This window comes from Variovorax sp. AC103 (genome assembly GCF_979254005.1).
In genome coordinates this window covers 24,945-42,363 of sequence record NZ_CEEDFC010000027.1, presented here as the reverse complement: position 1 = coordinate 42,363, position 17,419 = coordinate 24,945, and the positions used below count along the sequence as shown (strand labels likewise).

Here is a 17,419-nt window from a genome sequence, read left to right as displayed (position 1 = left end):
CTGCCCATGAATGCACCTGTCTCGCACATCGCGCTTGAAACCGTGGAAATCGACACCAGCGACGATCCGCTGTGGTACCGCGACGCGGTGATCTACCAGCTCAACGTCAAGGCCTTCTTCGACTCCAACAACGACGGCATGGGCGACTTCCAGGGGGTGACCGCCAAGCTCGACTACGTGAAGGACCTGGGCGTCAACACCATCTGGCTGATGCCGTTCTATCCGTCGCCGCTGCGCGACGACGGCTACGACATTGCCGAGTACGAAGACGTGCACCCGCAGTACGGCTCGCTGGCCGACTTCCGCGAAATGATGGCCGAGGCGCACAAGCGCGGCCTGCGCGTCATTACCGAGCTGGTCATCAACCACACCTCGAGCGACCACCCGTGGTTCAAGGCCGCGCGCCTGGCGCCGCCCGGCTCGCCCGAGCGCAACTTCTACGTGTGGAGCGACACCGACCAGATCTACCAGGGCACGCGGATCATCTTCACCGACACCGAGACCTCGAACTGGACCTGGGACCCGGTGGCCAAGCAGTACTACTGGCACCGCTTCTTCAGCCACCAGCCCGACCTGAACTTCGACAACCCGGCGGTGATGGAAGCCATCCTGAAGACGATGCGCTTCTGGCTCGACATGGGCGTGGACGGCTTCCGGCTCGACGCCATTCCCTACCTGGTGGAGCGCGACGGCACGAGCAACGAGAACCTGCCCGAGACGCACGCGGTGATCAAGCAGCTGCGCGCGACCATCGACGCCGAGTACAAGAACCGCTTCCTGCTGGCCGAGGCCAACATGTGGCCCGAGGACGTGCGCGAGTACTTCGGCGACGGCGACGAATGCCACATGGCGTATCACTTTCCGCTGATGCCGCGCATGTACATGGCCATTGCGCAGGAAGACCGCCACCCGATCGTGGAAATCATGGCGCAGACGCCCGACATTCCCGAGGGCTGCCAGTGGGCCATCTTCCTGCGCAACCACGACGAGCTCACGCTCGAGATGGTGACCAGCAAGGAGCGCGACTACATGTACACCATGTACGCGGCCGACACGCGCGCGCGCATCAACCTGGGCATTCGCCGGCGCCTGGCCCCGCTGATGGAGAACGACCTCGACCGCGTGAAGCTCATGAACGGCATGCTGCTGTCGATGCCGGGTTCGCCCATCATCTATTACGGCGACGAGATCGGCATGGGCGACAACGTGTTCGTGGGCGACCGCAACGGCGTGCGCACGCCCATGCAGTGGAGCCCCGACCGCAACGCCGGCTTCTCGCGCGCCGACCCGCAGCGCCTGTACCTGCAGCCCATCATGGACCCGATGTACGGCTACGAGGCGCTCAACGTGGAAACGCAGGCGCGCGACGCCAGCTCGCTCTTGAACTGGACCAAGCGCATGCTGGCCGTGCGCAAGACCAGCCACGCCTTCGGGCGCGGCAAGCGGCGCTTTCTGAAACCGGGCAACCGCAAGATCCTGGCGTACCTGAGCGAGTACGACGGCGACGTGATCCTGGCTGTGTTCAACCTGTCGCGCGCGGCGCAGCCGGTGGAACTCGACCTGTCGGAGTTCAAGGGGCACGTGCCCATCGAGATGCTGGGCCGCTCGGCGTTTCCGCCCATCGGCGAGCTGCCTTACCTGCTCACGCTGTCGTCGTACGGCTTCTACTGGTTCAAGCTCACGGCCGAGGCCGATGCGCCCAGCTGGCACGAGCAGGGCGTGGCCTTGCAGGACTGGCCCACGCTGGTGCTGTTCGACGGCTGGACCAGCTTCTTCCGCGACCGCGTGATGCCGTGGCGCATCGGCATGGCCGAGCGCATGCGCAACCAGTTCGAGCTGGACACGCTGCCGCGCCACATCGAGATCCAGCGCTGGTACGCCTCCAAGGGCGTGCCGATCCAGCGCGCGCGCATGACCGACCATGCGGTGTGGGAGGCCAACGGCCAGAGCTGGATGCTGCCGCTGCTGGCACTCGACGGACCGCCCGGCGGCGCGACCTACTTCATGCCGCTGGCGCTCGCCTGGGAAGAGCGTGACGAAGAGCGCATGGCCGGCGTGGCGCAGGCCGCGCTCGCCAAGGTGCGCCAGCAGGCGCAGGTCGGGCTGATGGGCGACGCCTTCTACGACGAGGCCTTCTGCCGCGAGCTGGTGCGCGCCATCGGCCAGGGCGCCGAACTGGCCACGGGCAACGGCAGGTTCGTGTTCAAGCCCACCGCCGCGTTCGGCGAGCTGAACATCGACATCGACGCGCTGGCTGTCGGCCGGCCCAGCGGCGTGAGCAGCAACACCGCCGTGACGCTGAACGAAACGCTGTTCCTCAAGGGCTACCGCCACGTGCGCCTGGGCATCAACCCCGAGCTGGAGATGGGCCGCTTCCTGACCGAGGTGGAGTACCCCAACTGCGTGCCGGTGCTGGGCGCGCTCGAATACATCACCACCGACGGGCGCACCATGACGCTGGCCATGGTGCAGAGCTACGTCGCCAACCAGGGCGACGGCTGGGACTACACGCTGGGCTACCTCGAGCGCTTTCTGCGCGACGTGGCAACCACCGACGGCGCCGCGCCCGACGGGTCCGACGTGGGGGCGGTGCACGGCGGCTTCCTGGCGCTGATGGCCACCCTGGGCCGGCGTACCGGCGAGCTGCACCGCGCGCTGGCCACCCGCACCGGCGCGCCTGCCTTCGACCCCGAGCCGCTCGCGGCCACGGACGTGGCGGGCTACCGCACGCATGCGGGCACCGACGCCACCGCCACGATTGCGTTGCTGCGCGAGCGCATCGGCGGGTTGCCGGCCGGCACGCAGGCCGACGCCAACGCCCTGCTGGCGGCGGCCGATGCGCTGCAGGCCAACATCGCCGAGCGTCGCTTCGTCGGCGAAGGTGGTGGCGGTGCCGCACTGAAGAGCCGCTACCACGGCGACTACCACCTGGGCCAGGTGCTGGTGAAGGACAACGACTTCGTCATCATCGACTTCGAGGGCGAGCCCGCGCGCAGCTTCGAGGAGCGGCGCGCCAAGGGCTCGCCGTTGCGCGACGTGGCGGGCATGCTGCGCTCGTTCAACTACGCGCGCTGGTCCGCCCTGCGGCGCGTGGCGCAAAGCCCCGAAGAGGCCGAGAAGCTCGCCGCGCCCGCCATCGCCTGGGAGCAGGCCACGCGCGAAGCCTTCCTGAAGGGCTATGCCGAGGCCATGGCCGCGCCCGACGGTGCGCCCCTCGACGCCGAGCTGCTCTCCCTGTTCGAGCTCGAGAAGGCCCTCTACGAACTGCGCTACGAGCTGAACAACCGCACCGACTGGGTGCAGGTGCCGTTGCACGGCGTGCTTTCTCTCATTCGCCCGTCGCGCACCTGACACCACCCCCCATCAAATTCGGGAAAGACTCATCATGGAAAACTTCGGCATTCACCTGGAGCCGCTGCGCGCCATCCTCTACCAGGTGGGGGCATTCATCCCGCGCCTGCTGGTCGCGCTGGTGGTGGTGTTCGTGGGCTGGGTCATCGCCAAGGCGGTGCGGTTCGCGGTGACCAAGGCGCTGCGCGCCATCAACTTCAACGTGCTCACCGAGCGCGCGGGGCTGGACAACTTCCTGCGCCAGGGGGGCTGGCGGGGCGACACCAGCAGCGTGTTCGGGGTGCTGGCGTATTGGCTGGTCATTCTGGCGTCGCTGCTGATCGCCTTCAACGGCATGGGACTGAGCTACATCGCCGACCTGCTGGGGCGCATCGTGTGGTTCGTGCCGAACGTGGCCGTGGCCTTGCTGGTGCTGGCCTTCGGCTCGTATTTCGCCAAGTTCGTGGGCGACGCGGTGGGCAGCTACTTTCGCGGCGTGAAGATGCAGGACGCGATGCTGTTCGCCAAGATGGCGCAGTACGCGGTGATGGCTTTCGTGATCCTGATTGCGCTCGACCAGATCAAGGTGGGCGGCGACATCGTGCGCGAAAGCTTCCTGGTGATCCTGGCGGGCGTGGTTTTTGCGTTGGCTTTGGCCTTCGGCCTGGCCGGCAAGGACTGGGCGAAGGCGCAGATCGAGCGTTGGTGGCCGCGCGAGGTCATCAGGGACGGCAAGACGCTGAAGGGCACGCCCCCGGTGACGCCGGTGGGCCCGGTGGGAAGCACCAACCCGCCGCCCCGTTTCGACGACCGCCCGCCGCGCTGACTGATTGATTGATTGACCTGAAGCTTGCCCCGCCTTCGATTGCCCCCGGCCCCTGAATGACACGAAAAACCAATCCGACGATCACGGCCATCTGGCCCGGCAAGCCTTATCCGCGCGGCGCCACCTGGGACGGGGAGGGTGTCAACTTCGCGCTCTTTTCCCAGCATGCGCAGAAGGTGGAGCTGTGCCTGTTCGACGAGCGCGGGCGCCACGAGCTGCAGCGCATCGAGCTGCGCGAGCGCACCGATGGCGTGTGGCACTGCTACCTGCCCGAAGCACGGCCCGGCCAGGCCTATGGCTACCGCGTGCACGGCCCCTACCGCCCCGAGGAGGGCCACCGTTTCAACGCGCACAAGCTGCTGCTCGATCCGTACGCGAAAGACCTGGTGGGCCAGTTGCGATGGGGCGACGCGCTGTACGGCTACACCGTGGGCAGCAAGCGCGAAGACCTGTCTTTCGACCGGCGCGACAGCGCCCCGCTGATGCCCAAGGGCCGCGTGCTCGAAACCGCCTTCACCTGGGGCGACGACCGCCGCCCCTCCGTGCCGCGGCAGGACATGGTCATCTACGAGATGCATGTGCGCGGCTTCACCATGAACCACCCCGACGTGCCGCCCGAGCTGCGCGGCACCTACGCCGCCCTGGGCTGCGCGCCGGTGGTCGACTACCTCAAGCGCCTGGGCGTGACCACCGTGGAGCTGCTGCCGGTGCACAGCTTCCTGAACGACCGGCACCTGGCCGAGAAGGGCCTGCAGAACTACTGGGGCTACAACACCTTCGGCTATTTCGCCCCCGAGATGCGCTACAGCGCCTCCGGCAAGGTGAAGGAGTTCAAGACCATGGTGAAGACGCTGCACTCCGCAGGCATCGAGGTCATTCTCGACGTGGTCTACAACCACACCTGCGAGGGCAACCAGCTCGGGCCCACGCTGTCGATGCGCGGGGTGGACAACGCCTCCTACTACATCGCCAACGCCGAGAACCGCCGCTACTACGACGACTTCACCGGTTGCGGCAACACCGTGAACCTGGAGCACCCGCATGCGCTGCAGCTGGTGATGGACTCGCTGCGCTACTGGGCCGAGGAAATGCACGTCGACGGCTTTCGCTTCGACCTGGCCTCGGCCCTGGCGCGCGAGGCCGGCAAGGTGGAAAACCTCGGCGGCTTCTTCGACGCCATCCGGCAGGACCCGACGCTCAACCGCGTGAAGCTCATCGCCGAGCCCTGGGACCTGGGGCACGGCGGCTACCAGGTGGGCAACTTTCCGCTGGGCTGGGCCGAGTGGAACGACCAGTACCGCGACGGCATGCGCGGCTTCTGGAAGGGCGACGGCGGGCTCATCGGCGAAATGGCCAAGCGCGTCACCGGCTCGCAAGACCTGTACGGCTGGTCGGGCAAGCAGCCCAGCGCGAGCATCAACTTCGTCACCGCGCACGACGGCTTCACCTTGCACGACCTGGTGTCCTACAACGACAAGCACAACGAGGCCAACGGCGAGGACAACCGCGACGGCAACAGCCACAACGTGTCGTGGAACTGCGGCGTCGAAGGCCCCACCGACGACCCCGAGGTGGTGACCCTGCGCGAGCGCCAGAAGCGCAACCTGCTGGCCACGCTGCTGCTGTCCCAAGGCGTGCCCATGCTGCTGGCGGGCGACGAGCGCGGCCACACGCAGCAGGGCAACAACAACGTCTACTGCCAGGACAATGAACTCGGCTGGCTCGACTGGTCGGCCACGCCCGAGCGGCTGGCGCTGACCACCTTCGTCGAACGCATGGTGGCGCTGCGCCGCGCGCACCCGTCGTTCCGGCGGCGCACCTTCTTCGCGGGCAAGCCGGCCGCAGGAGAGACCGTGACCGACGTGCACTGGCTCAAGCCCGACGGCGAAGAGATGCGCACCGAAGACTGGAACGACACCAACGCCCGCTGCATCGCCATGTACATCCCCGGCGGCGGCATTGCCGACCGCGGGCCGCGCGGCGAGACGCAGCACGACGACGACTTCCTGCTGCTGCTGAACGCGCATCACGACGAGATCGCCTTCACGCTGCCCCCGATGCCCCACGGCGCGTGGCGGCTGCTGGTCGATACCGCCAGCACCACGCCGCCGCCCACCACCCAAGACGCCGCTTCGCTCGCCCCTGCGTGGGCCGAGGCTTCCTATCCCCTGCAATGCCGCTCGCTCGTCGTGCTGAGTCGGCCGGACGTACGGCCATGACCATGTCGACCCCATCCAATCACCTTCACACCCATGCCATGCCTTTCGGCGCCACCGCGCACGATGGCGGCGTGGCCTTCGCCCTGTGGGCACCGTCGCAGCACGCCGTGCGGCTGTCGCACCGGCCCGTGGGCCAGGGCGACTTCGCCTCGCACGCCATGGCACGCGACGCCGACGGCTGGCACCGGCTGGACCTGCCCGGCGCGGCGCATGGCGACAGCTACCGCTTCGAAATGCCCGACGGCTCGGCCGTGCCCGACCCGGCCTCGCGCTTCAACCCCGAGGACGTGCACGGCCCGAGCGTGGTGATCGACCCGCGCCGCTACACCTGGCGCGACACCGCCTGGCGCGGACGTCCATGGGAAGAGGCGGTGGTGTACGAACTGCACATCGGCGCGTTCACCGCAGAAGGCACCTTCAACGCCGCGCGCGAGCGGCTCGGCGAACTGGCCGAGCTGGGCGTGACCGCCGTCGAGCTGATGCCGCTGGCGGACTTTCCGGGCAAGCGCAACTGGGGCTACGACGGCGTGCTGCAGTTTGCGCCCGACGCCTCGTACGGCACGCCCGACGAGCTCAAGGCGCTGGTCGACGCGGCGCACGGGCTGGGCCTGATGGTGCTCGTGGACGTGGTCTACAACCACTTCGGCCCCGAAGGCAACTACCTGCACGGCTACTGCCCCGAGTTCTTCAACCCCGAACACCGCACGCCCTGGGGCGCGGCCATCAACTTCGACGGGCCGAGCGCGCGCACGGTGCGCGACTTCTTCGTGCACAACGCGCTCTACTGGATCGAGGAATACCGCTTCGACGGGCTGCGCATGGACGCGATTCACGCCATCCGCGACGGCTCGCATCCGCACATCGTGCAGGAGATCCGCGAGGCGGTGCTGGCCGGCCCGGGCCGCGAGCGCCACGTGCACCTGGTGCTGGAGAACGACACCAACCAGGCCTCGATGCTTGCACGCGACGGCCACGGCCTGCCCGTGGCCGGCACCGCGCAATGGAACGACGACCTGCACCACGCGGTGCACGTGCTGGCCACCGGCGAGCGCGACGGCTACTACGCCGACTATGCCGACGACCCGGTGTGCCGCCTGGCGCTGTCGCTGGCCGAAGGCTTCATCTACCAGGGCCAGCCCTCGGCGTTTCGCAACGGCGAGCGGCGCGGCGAGCCCAGCACGCGGCTGCCGTCGCAGGCCTTCGTGTCGTTCCTGCAGACGCACGACCAGGTCGGCAACCGCGCCTTCGGCGAACGCATCCACGCGCTGGGCGACCCGGTGCGCGTGCGTGCGGCCATGGCCTGCCTGCTGCTGTCGCCGCATGTGCCGATGCTGTTCATGGGCGACGAGTTCGCCGCTTCCACGCCGTTCCTGTATTTCTGCGACTTCGGGCCCGAGCTGGCCGAGGCGGTGTCCAACGGGCGGCGCTCGGAGTTCGGCGGCTTCGCCGCGTTCAAGGACGAGGCGGCGCGTGCGCGCATTCCCGACCCGAACGCCGAGGCCACCTTTCTCGCGTCCAAGCTCAACTGGCGCGAGCGGGGCGCGCGCATGCATTTCGAACAGTTCAACGAGGTGCAGCAGTTGCTGGCCCTGCGCCACCGGCTGATCGTGCCGCGCCTGTCCGGCTCGACCGGTGCCGGCGTGTTCTTCTGCGAGAACGACACGCTGCGCGTGCACTGGGACCTGGGCTCGGGCCGCCTGCACATGCTGGCGCATTTCGGCGCGCAGCCGGCGGCGGTTGCCGGCTCGCCCGGCGCGGTGGTCTACAGCCATGGCGTGCAAGAGGAGGGCGGCGCGTTGCGGCTGGCACACGGCGCCGTGTTGGTCACGCTGGAGGACTCGCACGGTGAATGACATGAACGAGGCTTTCCGCAGCGACGCAGCGGGCGTGCTTGGGTCGCTGTGCGCGCATTTCGGCATTGCCACCGCCTACAACGATGCGTTCGGCACCCGTCGCGAGGCCACGGCGCAGAGCCTGCTCGCGCTGCTGGCGGAGTTCGGCGTGCGCATCGAGAGCGCGGCCGACGCGCACCACGCGCTCGACACCGTGCGCCGCGCCCACTGGGCGCAGGCATTGCCGCCGGTGGCGGCGGTGGCCGCGGGCAGCACCGGCTGGCAGGTGCCGCTGCGCGTGCCGCACGCGATGCGCACGCTGCGCTGGCAACTGACCGACGAAGCCGGCCGCACGCAGCAAGGCGAGGCCGATGCCGCGTCGCTGCACGAAACCGCGCGTGCCGAGCGCGACGGCGAGTGGCTGTGCGAACGCGTGCTGCCCATGACGCTGGCGCTCGAGGCCGGCTACCACCGACTGCACATCGACGGCCTGCCCGGCGAAACGCTGGTGCTGGCCACGCCGGGCCACTGCTACCGCCCGCCGGCCGTGCGCGACGGCGGCCGCGTGTGGGGCCCGGCGGTGCAGCTGTACAGCCTGCGCTCGCCGCGCAACTGGGGCATCGGCGATTTCGGCGACCTCGACGAACTGGTCACGCGCATGGCGGCGCAGGGCGCCGACATCGTCGGCCTGAACCCGCTGCATGCGCTGTTCGCGGCCAACCCGGCGCATGCGAGCCCGTACAGCCCGTCGTCGCGCCAGCAGTTGAACGTGCTCTACATCGACGTGGAGGCGGTCGACGGCTTTGCGGAGTGCGAGCCGGCGCGCCATCTGGTGCGCTCCGCCGCCTTCCAGGCCCGGCTTGCGGCCTTGCGCGCCGAGCCGCTGGTCGACCTGCCGGGCGTGGCCGCGGCCAAGCACGAGGTGCTGGCGCTGCTGTTCGAGCACTTCCGCGAAGCGCACCTGCCCGAGCTGGGCAAGCCCGACGAAGCCGGCCTGGCCTTCCTGGCGTTCGTGGCCGAGGGCGGCGAGGCGCTGCGGCAGCATGCGTTGTTCGAAACCCTGCATGCGCACTTTCTCGCGGCCGATCCCGGCATGTGGGGTTGGCCGGTGTGGCCCGAGGCCTACCGCGACCCCGACTCGGCCGAGGTGACGGCGTTTGCGGTGCAGCATGCGCAGCGCCTGCAGTTCCACCAGTTCCTGCAGTGGCAGGCCGCGCGCCAGCTGGCGCAGGCGGCGGCGCGCTGCGAGGCGGTGGGCATGGGCATCGGCCTGTACGTCGACCTGGCGGTGTCTGTGGACCGCGCCGGCTCCGACGCCTGGACCGCGCAGTCCGTGCTCGCGCCCGGCGCGGCCATCGGCGCGCCGCCGGACGAGTTCAACCCCGCCGGCCAGAACTGGGGCCTGCCGCCGCTGCGGCCCGACAGCCTGCGGGCCGACGGCTACCGCTACTTCATCCAGACCCTGCGCGCCGGCATGCGCGGCGCGGGCGCCTTGCGCATCGACCACGTGATGGGGCTCATGCGCCTGTTCTGGATTCCGCCGGGCCGCGGCGCGCACGACGGCGCGTACGTGTACTACCCGCTGGACGAGATGCTGGCCATCGTTGCAATCGAAAGCCATCGCCAGCGCTGCATGGTGGTGGGCGAAGACCTGGGCACGGTGGAAGACGCCGTGCGCGAGGCGCTGGCCAAGGCCGACGTGCTGTCGTACCGCCTGCTGTACTTCGAGAAGTTCGACGGCCAGCACCACGAGCACCACGAAGGCGGCTTCAAGCCGCCCGAGGCCTACCCGCCGGCCGCGCTGGTCGCGGTGAGCACGCACGACCTGGCCACCTTCGCCGGCTGGTGGGCCGGCCACGACCTGCGCGTGCGGCTTGAATTGGGCCTGTTCCCCGACGAGCGGGTGTTCGACAAGCAGCTGCTCGACCGCGCGCAGGAGCGCATCCAGCTGATGCTGGCGGCCGAGCGCGGCGGCCTGCTCAGCCGCGACGAGATCGCCGAGGCGGCCGGGCAGGCAGTGCCGCCCACGCGCGTGGTGGAGGCCGTGCATGCCTACTTGGCAGCCGCGCCGTCGGCGCTGATGATGGTGCAGCTGGAAGATGCGGCGGGCGTCGTGGAGCAGGCGAACATGCCCGGCACGGTGAACGAGCAGCCCAACTGGCGGCGCAAGCTGCCGCTGCCGCTGCGCGCGCTGGCCGAGAGCGAGCGCATGCAGGGCATTGCCGCGCAGCTGCGCGCGGTGCGCCCGAGCCTGCGCTCGCGCACCCGCGCCGTCGCGCCGCAAGACCTGCAGGCTTGCGTGCCGCGCGCCACCTACCGGCTGCAGTTCCACAAGGATTTCGGTTTCGACGACGCCATTCGCGTGCTGCCGTACCTGGCCGCGCTGGGCGTGAGCCACGTGTACTGCTCGCCGATCCAGCGCGCGCGGGCGGGCAGCATGCACGGCTACGACGTGGTGGCGCATGAAGAGATCAATCCCGAGCTGGGCGGCGAGGAAGGCTTCGAGCGCTTCGTGCAGGCACTGGAGGCGCACGGCATGGGCCAGCTGCTGGACATGGTGCCCAACCACATGGGCGTGTTCGGCGCCGACAACGAATGGTGGATGGACGTGCTGGAAAACGGCCCGGCCTCGCTGTACGCGCAGCACTTCGACATCGACTGGCAGCCGCTGAACGTGGAGCTCACCGGCAAGGTGCTGCTGCCCGTGCTGGGCGGCCACTACGGCGAGGTGCTGGCCAGCGGCGAACTGGTGCTGCACTTCGAGCCCGAGCTCGGCGGCTTGGCGCTCAGGTACTTCGACCACCGCTTTCCGCTGGCGCCCGAGCGCTACCCGACAGTGATGGCGCGCGCGCTCGCTCAGCTGGACGCGTCGGCCGACGACGCCGCCGCGCTCGCCAGCATTGCCGCCGCGTTCGGCCACCTGCCGGGCCGCGATGCCGTCGACCCCGAGCAGCGCGCCGAACGCGCGCGCGACAAGGAGCTGCTGAAGGCCCGCCTGGCGCGGCTCGCGCAGCGGCACCCGTCGGTGCAGCGTGCCCTGGGCGCGGCAGTGGCCGAGCTGAACCTGGCCACGCCCGCCGCGCGCGATGCGCTGCATGCGCTCATCGAAGGGCAGGCCTACCGGCTGGCCTACTGGCGCGTGGCGACGGACGAGATCAACTACCGGCGCTTCTTCGACATCAACGACCTGGCGGCCGTGCGCATGGAGCGCGACGACGTGTTCGAGGCCACGCAGTCCTTCGCGCTCGACCTGGCGGCCGCCGGCAAGGTGGACGGCCTGCGCATCGACCACCCCGACGGCTTGTACGACCCCGCGCGCTACTTCGAGAAGCTGCAGCAGGGCTACGCGCGCCGCGCGGGCCTGGTGCTGCCGGCCCACGACGCGCAGGGCCGCCCGTCGCGCCCGCTCTACGTGGTGGCCGAGAAGATCGCCGCCAACGACGAGGAAGTGCCCGTGGGCTGGCATGTGCACGGCACCACCGGCTACCGTTTTGCCAACGTGGCCAACGGCGTGCTGGTGGACACCGCGGCCGAAGAAACCATCGGCCATGCGTGGCGCCGCTTCACCGGCGAGACGCAGAGCTTTCATGCGCTCTCGCAGACCGGGCGTCGCGAGGTGATGCGCAATGCGCTGTCCTCGGAGCTCAACATGCTCTCGAGCGAGCTGCTGCGCATTGCGCGCGCCGACCGCGCCACGCGCGACTACACGCTCAATGCGCTGCGCCGCGCGCTGGCCGACGTGGCGGCCTGCATGCCGGTGTACCGCACCTACATCATCGACGGGCCGTCCGCGCAGGACGAACGCTTCATCGACGAGGCCATTGCCGGTGCCCGCCGCCAGAGCAGCGATGCCGACCGCTCGGTGTTCGGTTTTCTGCGCCAGGTGCTGCGCGGCCAGGCGGTGGAGGGCGCCTCGGGCGCGCTGGCCGAACGCGTGCGCCGCTTTGCGGTGCGCTTCCAGCAGTTCAGCGCGCCGGTCACGGCCAAGGGCGTGGAAGACACGGCCTTCTACCGCTACTTTCCGCTGAGCTCGCTCAACGAGGTGGGCGGCGAGCCCGACCGCTTCGGCATCGAGGTGGCCGAGTTCCATGCGCTGAGCACCGACCGCGCGCTGCGCTGGCCGCACACCATGCTGGCCACCTCGACGCATGACAACAAGCGCTCGGAAGACGTGCGCAACCGCATCGACGTGCTGTCCGAAATGCCCAACGACTGGGTGCTGGCGCTGACCCGCTGGCACGGCCTGTGCCGCGACACGCGCCGCAAGCTGGAGGCCGACGACGCGCCTTCGCGCGCCGACGAGTACCTGCTGTACCAGACGCTGCTGGGCACGCTGCCGCCGGGCGGGCTCGACGCGGCCACCGCGCCCGCGTATGCCGAGCGCATCTGGCAGTACATGCAGAAGGCCGCGCGCGAGGCCAAGCTGCGCACGCGGTGGACCCAGCCCGACGCCGAGTACGAGGCCGCGCTCGAAGGCTATGTGCGCGCCATCGTCTCCAACCTGGAAGCCGGTGCCTGCCTGTCGGACATCCAGCGGCTGGCCGACCGCCTGTCGTGGTTCGGCGCGTGGAACGGGCTCACGCTCACACTGCTGAAGTACGCCTCGCCCGGCGTGCCCGACCTGTACCAGGGCAGCGAGCTGATCGAACTGAGCCTGGTCGACCCCGACAACCGCCGGCCGGTGGACTATGCGCTGCGGCAGCGGCAGCTCGACGAGCTGCGCGGCATGGCCGACGCAGCCGAGGGTGCCGGCCTGGCGGGGCGCGTTCAGGCCCTGGCCGCTGCACCGCACGACGGCCGCTCCAAGCTGTGGTTCATCTGGCGGCTGCTGTCGCTGCGGCGCGCGCAGCCCGAGCTGTTCCGCGAAGGCAGCTACGAAGGCCTCACGGCCGAGGGGCCGATGGCGCGGCACGTCGTGGCCTTCGTGCGGCAGCATGGATCGCAGGCGCTGGTGGTGCTGGCGGGGCGGTTTTTTGTCGGCCTGTGCAAGGGCGACGCCTCGGCGCTGCAGGCATTGCCGCAAGGCGATGCCTGGCAGGACACCACGGTGCAACTGCCCGCATGGCTTGAAGGCGAGGTGCTCGAGAACCTGCTGACCGGCGAGCGCTTCACGTTGGGGGCCGATGCCCTGGCGCTGTCAGACGCATTGCGTCATGTGCCGTGGGCCGCTTTCGTCGTGGTGCGCGCCGCGTCATGAATTGCGCCGGTGTTGACGCGACGATTTCCTACGTGGGCGGCAGTGGCGTGCACGGATTCTTCGGTGTCCGTTTTTCATTACCTTCCCAGGAGCTTTCGATGAAGAAAATTGTCCCTGCACTGTTGGTTGCCGGCCTCATGGCCGCCACGGGCGCCTACGCCCAGTCGAACCCGCCCGGCGCGGCCGTCCCGCCGAACACGCCGGGCGTTGCCACCGGCAAGTCGGACATGGCCGGCGAGGCCCGCAAGGACCGCCGCACCCCCGGCCTGGTGAAGGCCCCGGGCGGTGACGAGTCGAAGACGCCCGAAGGCGGGGCCATCGGCAATGACCGCGCGGCGGTCGCCGGTGAACGTCGCGCCGAGACCCGCGACGAGCGTCGTCCCGGCAAGCCGAAGCCCGTGCCCGGCGGCACGCCCAAGTAAGCAGGCCCCCGCGGCCGGCCTGATCGGCGGCGCGAGCCGCCGTCAGCCGGCGCTGGGTACGGCGCGGCCGCGAATTGCGCTCTTCAGCGCCCGCTGGCCCGCCGACAGTGCCAGCTCGTAGCTGTCCGCCGCGTCGAAGGCTTCGCCCAGCAGGTGCGGGTGCTCGCCTCGGTCGTCGGTTTCGAGCAACTGCCAGACAAATGCGCCCGGCAGCTTTTCCAAGATGGTGAGTTCGATGGGATGTGTCATGGTGTGATCAACATGGCGCGTTTTGCCGCCCGTGTCTGTAGGCCCGCGGCGACGATGAGCGTGGCAAGCTGCCCGCCTTCCTACAGGGGCCCGTACCGCGGGCCGACCCGCACTCAAGCGCCGCCCGTTACGCTGGGGCGCATATGGACCCCAGCCACCTTCACCACACCACCGACCGTTCCACCGAACGCTTCGTGCGCCTGCGCGGCGCGCGCGAACACAACCTGAAAAACGTGGACGTCGACATCCCGCGCGACGCGCTGGTGGTATTCACCGGCATCTCGGGCTCCGGCAAGTCTTCACTGGCTTTCGGCACGCTGTACGCCGAGGCGCAGCGCCGTTACCTAGAATCGGTCGCGCCGTATGCGCGGCGGCTGATCGACCAGGCGGGCGTTCCCGAGTTCGACAGCATCGAGGGCCTGCCGCCAGCCGTGGCGCTGCAGCAGCAGCGCGGCACGCCGAGCGCGCGCTCCTCGGTGGGCAGCGTGACCACGCTGTCGAACCTGCTGCGCATGCTGTATTCGAGGGCGGGCGACTACCCCGCGCGCCAGGCCATGCTGTACGCGGAAGACTTTTCGCCCAACACCGTGCAAGGCGCCTGCCCAGTGTGCCACGGGCTGGGCCGCGTCTTCGAGGTGACCGAGCAGACCATGGTGCCCGACGACTCGCTCAGCATCCGCGAGCGCGCCGTGGCCGCGTGGCCGCCCGCTTGGCACGGGCAGAACCTGCGCGACATCCTGGTCACGCTGGGGCACGACGTCGACAAGCCCTGGCGCGAACTGCCGAAGAAAACGCGCGACTGGATCCTGTTCACCGACGAGCAGCCGACGGTGCCGGTGTATGCCGGCTTCACGCCCGCGGAAACCCGCGCCGCGCTGCGCAGCAAGATGGAGCCGAGCTACCAGGGCACCTTCACCGGCGCGCGCAAGTACGTGCTGCACACCTTCGCCACCACGCAGAGCGCGCTCATGAAGAACCGCGTGTCGCGCTTCATGGTGGGCGCACTGTGCCCGTCGTGCAAGGGCAAGCGGCTGAAGAAAGAGGCGCTGTCGGTGCGCGTGGCCGGCCACGACATCGGCGAGATGGCGCAGATGCCGCTGGGCGAACTGTCGCGCGTGCTGGCGCCCCTGGCGGCGGGCCAGCTGAAGGGGCAGGCGCAAGAAAAGCGCATTGCCGCGCAGCGCCTTGCGCATGACCTGCTGGAGCGGGTGGGCACGCTGCTGGGCCTGGGGCTGGGCTACCTGTCGCTCGACCGGCGCACGCCCACGCTGTCCCCGGGCGAGCTGCAGCGGCTGCGCCTGGCCACGCAGATCCGCTCCAACCTGTTCGGCGTGGTGTACGTGCTCGACGAGCCTTCGGCAGGGCTGCATCCGGCCGACAGCGAAGCGCTGGTCTCCGCGCTCGACATGCTCAAGCGCGCGGGCAATTCGCTCTTCGTGGTGGAGCACGACCTGTCGCTGATGCGTCGCGCCGATTGGCTGGTGGACGTGGGGCCCGAGGCGGGCGAGAAGGGCGGCGTGGTGCTGTACAGCGGGCCGCCCGAGGGGTTGCGCGGCGTGCAGGGCTCGCACACCGCGCACTATCTTTTCGGCGAACCCACGCCGCGCCCCACGGCGAACCGTACGCCCACCGGCTGGCTCGAGCTGGCCGGTATCACGCGCAACAACTTGAACGGCCTGGCCGCGAAATTTCCGCTGGGCGTGCTGACGGCGGTCACGGGCGTGTCGGGTTCGGGCAAGTCCAGCCTGGTGACGCAGGCGCTGGTGGAGTTGGTGTCCGCGCACCTGGGCCACGAGCCGCCCGCGGCGGACGAGCCCGACGGCGAGGCCCAGGCCGCGCCGGTGGTGGCGCAGCGCACGGCCGGGCGCATCGTGCAGGGCATGGAGCGCATTCGCAGGCTGGTGCGCGTGGACCAGAAGCCCATCGGCCGCACGCCGCGCTCGAACCTTGCAACCTACACGGGGCTGTTCGACGCGGTGCGCAAGCTGTTCGCGCAGACCAAGGCCGCGCGCACGCGGCACTACGACGCCGGGCGCTTTTCGTTCAACGTGGCCAAGGGACGTTGCCCGGCCTGCGAGGGCGAGGGCTTCGTCAGTGTGGAGCTGCTGTTCATGCCGAGCGTGTACGCGCCGTGCCCCACCTGCCACGGCTCACGTTTCAATCCGCAGACGCTGAAGGTGACGCTGCGCGGAAAGACCATTGCCGACGTGCTGGGCATGACGGTGGACGAGGCGCATGCCTTCTTCGAGGCCGACACCGCCATCGAGCGGCCGTTGCGCCTGCTGCGCGCCATCGGCCTGGGTTACCTGCGGCTGGGCCAGCCCGCCACGGAGCTGTCGGGCGGCGAGGCGCAGCGCATCAAGCTCGCCACAGAGCTGCAGCGCGCGCAACGCGGAGACACGCTCTACGTGCTCGACGAGCCCACCACGGGGCTGCATCCGGCCGACATGGACAAGCTCATGGTGCAACTGAACGGGCTGGTGGACGCGGGCAACACCGTCATCGTGGTGGAGCACGACATGCGCTGGGTCGCCGCATGCGACTGGGTGATCGACATGGGGCCGGGAGCGGGGGGCGAGGGCGGGCGCATCGTGGCTGCGGGGTCGCCAGCGCAGGTGGCTGCATCGGGCGGGCGCACCGGACCTTATCTGCGCGAGTGGGTGCCACTCAATCGTCCTCGGTCTTGAACAGGCCGCGGATGTTCAGCCCTGCCAGGCACACCTGCAACGCAATCAGTGCCCACGCGCTGGTGTGCAGGCCCCACGCCACCCAGAGCACGTTGCTCAGCAGGAAGACCCAGAAACCGACGTTGCGCTTCGACTTCTCGCGCGACGCGACAAGCCATGCGGCGACAACCGAAGCGGCAAAGGCCGGCCATTGAATCAGCGAGAGTAGGTCTTCCATGGTTGAAGACCGTAGTTCACCGCAAGGGCCGGGCCGGGTGCTTCATTGCCGACGCCCGGCGTGGGCCGTCTCTCACACAGTGGCGTACAGGCGCGGCGCAGATTGATGGTCGGCTTCATAGAAACAAGGACGCGCGCCATGGAAACGCAAACCCCCGCCATCGAAGAACGACTCATCACATTCAGCTACCAGGGGCGGCTCTTCCTGTGCCGCGCGGAGCGGCTGAACGACCAGACCTACCGGCCCGTGGTGGTGTGCCGCGCGCCCACACCCGACGGCGAAGACACGCAATTGCCCAACGACACCGACAACGCGTCGTACGGCTCCGAGGCCGAGGCGCTGCGGCATGCGGAGCAGCAGGCCGTGCGATGGGTGCATGACCGTACCGGGGACGGGCAGGGGCAGCTGTGAACGGGTGAACAAGCTCGCAACCTCGGGTT

At 69.4% G+C, this 17,419-nt stretch carries 10 protein-coding genes; 8 read left to right on the top strand and 2 right to left on the bottom strand.

Annotation, left to right across the window (positions count from 1 at the left end; translation table 11 throughout):
- Positions 1 to 6: 6 nt before the first annotated feature.
- The 6 genes from treS (at position 7) to AC0IYU_RS30005 (ending at position 13,826) form a co-directional block, all read left to right on the top strand.
- Positions 7 to 3,351, top strand: coding sequence for a maltose alpha-D-glucosyltransferase (gene treS, locus AC0IYU_RS30030; RefSeq protein WP_472124786.1), 3,345 nt, complete (start codon positions 7 to 9; stop codon positions 3,349 to 3,351).
- A 34-nt stretch (positions 3,352 to 3,385) separates the two neighbouring features.
- Positions 3,386 to 4,156: a mechanosensitive ion channel family protein gene (locus AC0IYU_RS30025; RefSeq protein WP_472124784.1), complete on the top strand. Its 771-nt coding sequence runs from the start codon at positions 3,386 to 3,388 to the stop codon at positions 4,154 to 4,156.
- Between the two features lie 56 nt (positions 4,157 to 4,212).
- Positions 4,213 to 6,375 carry a glycogen debranching protein GlgX gene (gene glgX, locus AC0IYU_RS30020; protein WP_435484184.1) on the top strand — a complete coding sequence of 721 codons (2,163 nt, stop codon included), beginning with the start codon at positions 4,213 to 4,215 and terminating at the stop codon, positions 6,373 to 6,375.
- 2 nt (positions 6,376 to 6,377) lie between these two features.
- Complete coding sequence (gene treZ, locus AC0IYU_RS30015; protein ID WP_472124782.1) at positions 6,378 to 8,228, top strand: malto-oligosyltrehalose trehalohydrolase; 1,851 nt, start codon at positions 6,378 to 6,380, stop codon at positions 8,226 to 8,228.
- Between the two features lies 1 nt (position 8,229).
- On the top strand, positions 8,230 to 13,404 hold the full coding sequence (locus tag AC0IYU_RS30010) for a malto-oligosyltrehalose synthase (protein WP_472124925.1): 5,175 nt from the start codon (positions 8,230 to 8,232) through the stop codon (positions 13,402 to 13,404).
- Between the two features lie 98 nt (positions 13,405 to 13,502).
- Positions 13,503 to 13,826, top strand: a complete 324-nt coding sequence (locus AC0IYU_RS30005; protein ID WP_472124780.1) for a cell envelope biogenesis protein TolA — start codon at positions 13,503 to 13,505, stop codon at positions 13,824 to 13,826.
- 42 nt (positions 13,827 to 13,868) lie between these two features.
- On the opposite strand, the gene AC0IYU_RS30000 is transcribed toward AC0IYU_RS30005, so the two are convergent.
- Positions 13,869 to 14,075: a hypothetical protein gene (locus AC0IYU_RS30000; RefSeq protein ID WP_472124776.1), complete on the bottom strand. Its 207-nt coding sequence runs from the start codon at positions 14,073 to 14,075 to the stop codon at positions 13,869 to 13,871.
- 143 nt (positions 14,076 to 14,218) lie between these two features.
- On the opposite strand from AC0IYU_RS30000, the gene AC0IYU_RS29995 reads away from it, so the two are divergent.
- Positions 14,219 to 16,762: an excinuclease ABC subunit UvrA gene (locus tag AC0IYU_RS29995; RefSeq protein ID WP_472124773.1), complete on the top strand. Its 2,544-nt coding sequence runs from the start codon at positions 14,219 to 14,221 to the stop codon at positions 16,760 to 16,762.
- Here AC0IYU_RS29995 and AC0IYU_RS29990 read toward each other — a convergent pair.
- A complete protein-coding gene (locus AC0IYU_RS29990) occupies positions 16,743 to 16,979 on the bottom strand; it encodes a hypothetical protein (RefSeq protein ID WP_435438458.1) in 237 nt (78 codons plus the stop codon). The genes AC0IYU_RS29995 and AC0IYU_RS29990 overlap by 20 nt on opposite strands.
- Positions 16,980 to 17,117: 138 nt before the next feature.
- Between AC0IYU_RS29990 and AC0IYU_RS29985 the strand changes: the two genes are divergently transcribed.
- The gene (locus AC0IYU_RS29985; RefSeq protein WP_435438459.1) at positions 17,118 to 17,390 is read left to right on the top strand and encodes a hypothetical protein; all 273 of its coding nucleotides are present in this window, start codon (positions 17,118 to 17,120) and stop codon (positions 17,388 to 17,390) included.
- The last annotated feature ends 29 nt before the right edge of the window (positions 17,391 to 17,419 follow it).

Coding starts and splice junctions, on each gene's coding strand:
- AC0IYU_RS30000 (WP_472124776.1), bottom strand. CDS start 14,075: ATGACACATCCCATCGAACTCACCATCTTGGAAAAGCTGCCGGGCGCA.
- AC0IYU_RS29995 (WP_472124773.1), top strand. CDS start 14,219: ATGGACCCCAGCCACCTTCACCACACCACCGACCGTTCCACCGAACGC.
- treZ (WP_472124782.1), top strand. CDS start 6,378: ATGTCGACCCCATCCAATCACCTTCACACCCATGCCATGCCTTTCGGC.
- AC0IYU_RS29985 (WP_435438459.1), top strand. CDS start 17,118: ATGGAAACGCAAACCCCCGCCATCGAAGAACGACTCATCACATTCAGC.
- glgX (WP_435484184.1), top strand. CDS start 4,213: ATGACACGAAAAACCAATCCGACGATCACGGCCATCTGGCCCGGCAAG.
- AC0IYU_RS30005 (WP_472124780.1), top strand. CDS start 13,503: ATGAAGAAAATTGTCCCTGCACTGTTGGTTGCCGGCCTCATGGCCGCC.
- AC0IYU_RS30010 (WP_472124925.1), top strand. CDS start 8,230: ATGAACGAGGCTTTCCGCAGCGACGCAGCGGGCGTGCTTGGGTCGCTG.
- treS (WP_472124786.1), top strand. CDS start 7: ATGAATGCACCTGTCTCGCACATCGCGCTTGAAACCGTGGAAATCGAC.
- AC0IYU_RS29990 (WP_435438458.1), bottom strand. CDS start 16,979: ATGGAAGACCTACTCTCGCTGATTCAATGGCCGGCCTTTGCCGCTTCG.
- AC0IYU_RS30025 (WP_472124784.1), top strand. CDS start 3,386: ATGGAAAACTTCGGCATTCACCTGGAGCCGCTGCGCGCCATCCTCTAC.